Genomic DNA, 3,077 nt, shown 5'->3' on the forward strand with positions numbered 1-3,077 from the left:
GTATCAACATATCTGGCGTTGACTTTTAGCACGCTGTTGAGTTCTCAAAGAACGGACGCTACCTTCGCAACCCCTCACAGGGCCCCTCCGGGCGCTTCCCTCTCGGTGTTTCCAAACCTTACCAGAATCTTTTTCCCGGTCCCGCAGGGGCCGTTTTCCGAATTCTGGTGCGCAGGCGCCTTCCAGGCGAAGATCGCCCGTTGCCCGCTGAGGTGGAGCCGTAAACGTACTGGAGCGGGGCGCCAGGATGCAAATCGAGGAGCCCCGCCCGCTGTTGGGCCGTCAGACCTCGACGACCACAGGGAGGATCATCGGCCGGCGCCGGTAGGTGTCGGAGACCCACTTGCCGACCGTGCGCCGTACCAGCTGCTGCAGTTGGTGAATCTCGGCGATGCCGTTCTGGGCCGACTTGGCCAGGGCCTCGTCGATCTTCGGCACCACCTGTCCGAAGTCGGCGTCGTCGATGCCCGATCCGCGCGACTGGATGTGCGGACCGCCGACGATCTTTCCGGAGCTGCTGTCGACCACGATGAAGACCGAGATGATGCCCTCGTCTCCGAGGATGCGGCGGTCCTTGAGGGAGGACTCCGTCACGTCGCCGACCGAGAGGCCGTCCACGTACACATAGCCCGCCTGCACCTTGCCCGAGATCTTGGCCTTGCCCTTCACCAGGTCGACCACGACGCCGTCCTCGGCGATGACCACCCGGTCACGTGGGACGCCGGTCTGGGCTCCCAGCTCGGCGTTGGCGCGCAGATGGCGCCATTCACCGTGCACCGGCATCAGGTTCCTCGGCTTGCAGATGTTGTAGAAGTACAGCAACTCGCCGGCCGAGGCGTGACCGGAGACGTGGACCTTGGCGTTTCCCTTGTGCACGACGTTGGCGCCCCAGCGCGTCAGTCCGTTGATGACCCGGTAGACCGCGTTCTCGTTGCCCGGGATCAGGGACGAGGCCAGGATCACGGTGTCGCCCTGAACGATGCGGATCTGGTGATCGCGGTTGGCCATCCGGGACAGTGCCGCCATCGGCTCGCCCTGCGAGCCCGTGCAGACCAGCACGACTTCGTGGTCAGGGAGATCGTCGAGCGTCTTGACGTCGACGACAAGGCCGGCCGGGACCTTGAGGTAGCCGAGGTCACGGGCGATGCCCATGTTGCGGACCATGGAGCGGCCGACGAAGGCCACTCTTCGTCCGTACTCGTGTGCTGCGTCCAGGATCTGCTGGATGCGGTGCACATGGCTGGCGAAGCTCGCCACGATGATGCGCTTCTGGGCGTCGGCGAAGACCTGCCGCAGGACTCCGGAGATCTCACGCTCGGGCGGGACGAAGCCCGGCACCTCGGCGTTGGTGGAGTCGCTGAGCAGCAGGTCGATGCCCTCCTCGCCCAGGCGTGCGAAGGCCCGCAGGTCGGTGAGGCGGCCGTCCAGCGGAAGCTGGTCCATCTTGAAGTCGCCGGTGTGCACCACCATGCCCGCCGGGGTGCGGATGGCGACGGCCAGCGCGTCCGGGATCGAGTGGTTGACCGAGACGAACTCGCAGTCGAAGGGACCCACGCGTTCGCGGTGCCCCTCCTCGACCTCGAGTGTGTACGGGCGGATGCGGTGCTCCTGAAGCTTCGCCTCGATGAGTGCGAGAGTCAGCTTGGAGCCGATGAGCGGGATGTCGGCCTTCTCGCGCAGCAAGAAGGGAACTCCGCCGATGTGGTCCTCATGGCCGTGCGTCAGCACGATGCCGTCGATGTCGTCCAGGCGGTCCCGGATCGAGCTGAAGTCCGGCAGGATCAGGTCGATGCCGGGCTGTTCCTCCTCCGGGAAGAGGACGCCACAGTCGACGATCAGCAGGCGGCCGCCGTACTCCATGACCGTCATGTTGCGGCCGATCTCGCCCAGGCCGCCGAGCGGGGTGACCCGAAGGCCGCCGTCGGCGAGCTTCGGCGGCGAGCCGAGTTCGGGATGCGGATGACTCAAAAGACTCTCCTCACCACACGCGCCACGGGCCCCCGGCCTCCGGTGTGGGGGACCCCGTGGGACACGTGGCGCGCGCGATATTCGTGAATGTCATGGATGGTTTCGCTACGTCTGTGTCGTGCTCTTACGGATATTGCCCGTTATGTAGTTGTGAAGTCGGTGCTCACAGCTGTACCCCGCCGTGTGCGAGGTCGTGCCGGAGCTGCTGGGTCTCCTCCGGGGAGAGTTCCACAAGCGGCATCCGGAGCGGCCCCGCGGGCAGGCCGCGAAGGCTGAGCGCGGCCTTGGTCGTGATGACCCCCTGGGTTCGGAACATGCCCGTGAAGACCGGCAGCAGCTTCTGATGGATCTCGGTGGCCTTCGTGACGTCGCCGCTGAGGTACGCCTCCAGCATGGAGCGCAGCTCCGGCGTGACGACGTGGCCGACGACGGAGACGTAACCGATCGCGCCCACCGAGAGCAGGGGCAGGTTCAGCATGTCGTCGCCGCTGTACCAGGCGAGTCCGCTGGTGGCGATGGCCCAGCTCGCGCGGCCGAGGTCACCCTTGGCGTCCTTGTTCGCGACGATCCGCGGGTGCTCGGCCAGCCGCACGAGCGTCTCGGTGTTGATCGGGACGCCGGACCGGCCCGGGATGTCGTAGAGCATCACGGGGAGGTCGGTCGCGTCGGCGATCGCCGTGAAGTGCCGGAAGAGACCCTCCTGCGGCGGCTTGTTGTAGTACGGCGTCACCGCGAGGAGACCGTGCGCGCCGGCGTTGGCGGCGTCACGGGCGAGCTCGAGGCTGTGGGCGGTGTCGTTCGTACCAGCTCCCGCGACGACGTGGGCCCGGTCTCCGACCGCTTCGACCACGGCCCGCACGAGCTGGGCTTTCTCCACATCGCTGGTGGTCGGGGACTCGCCGGTGGTGCCGTTGACGATCAGGCCGTCATTGCCTGCGTCCACCAGATGAACGGCGAGCTGCTGCGCGCCGTCGAGGTCGAGGGCGCCGTCTGCGGTGAACGGCGAGACCATCGCGGTCAGGACCCGCCCGAAGGGCGTGTGCGGTGTGGAGGTCGGAGCCATGGGGTCCACGCTACTCGCAGCCCAGTCCCTAGTGCTCCCTCGGGTC

At 66.8% G+C, this 3,077-nt stretch carries 2 protein-coding genes; both read right to left on the reverse strand.

Annotated elements, in window-relative coordinates; genetic code table 11:
- Window positions 1–282: 282 nt before the first annotated feature.
- Window positions 283–1,968 (reverse strand): ribonuclease J, encoded by a 1,686-nt coding sequence (locus ACRDP3_RS16605; protein WP_431517736.1) that lies wholly within the window; start codon window positions 1,966–1,968, stop codon window positions 283–285.
- 163 nt (window positions 1,969–2,131) lie between these two features.
- On the reverse strand, window positions 2,132–3,031 hold the full coding sequence (gene dapA, locus ACRDP3_RS16610; protein ID WP_431517737.1) for a 4-hydroxy-tetrahydrodipicolinate synthase: 900 nt from the start codon (window positions 3,029–3,031) through the stop codon (window positions 2,132–2,134).
- Between the last annotated feature and the right edge of the window lie 46 nt (window positions 3,032–3,077).

The organism is Streptomyces sp., assembly GCF_050698815.1.
In the GTDB taxonomy this organism is placed as follows: domain Bacteria; phylum Actinomycetota; class Actinomycetes; order Streptomycetales; family Streptomycetaceae; genus Streptomyces.

What these genes read in the sequence shown, in the direction of transcription:
- dapA (WP_431517737.1), bottom strand. Translation starts at nt 3,031, where the DNA reads ATGGCTCCGACCTCCACACCGCACACGCCCTTCGGGCGGGTCCTGACC.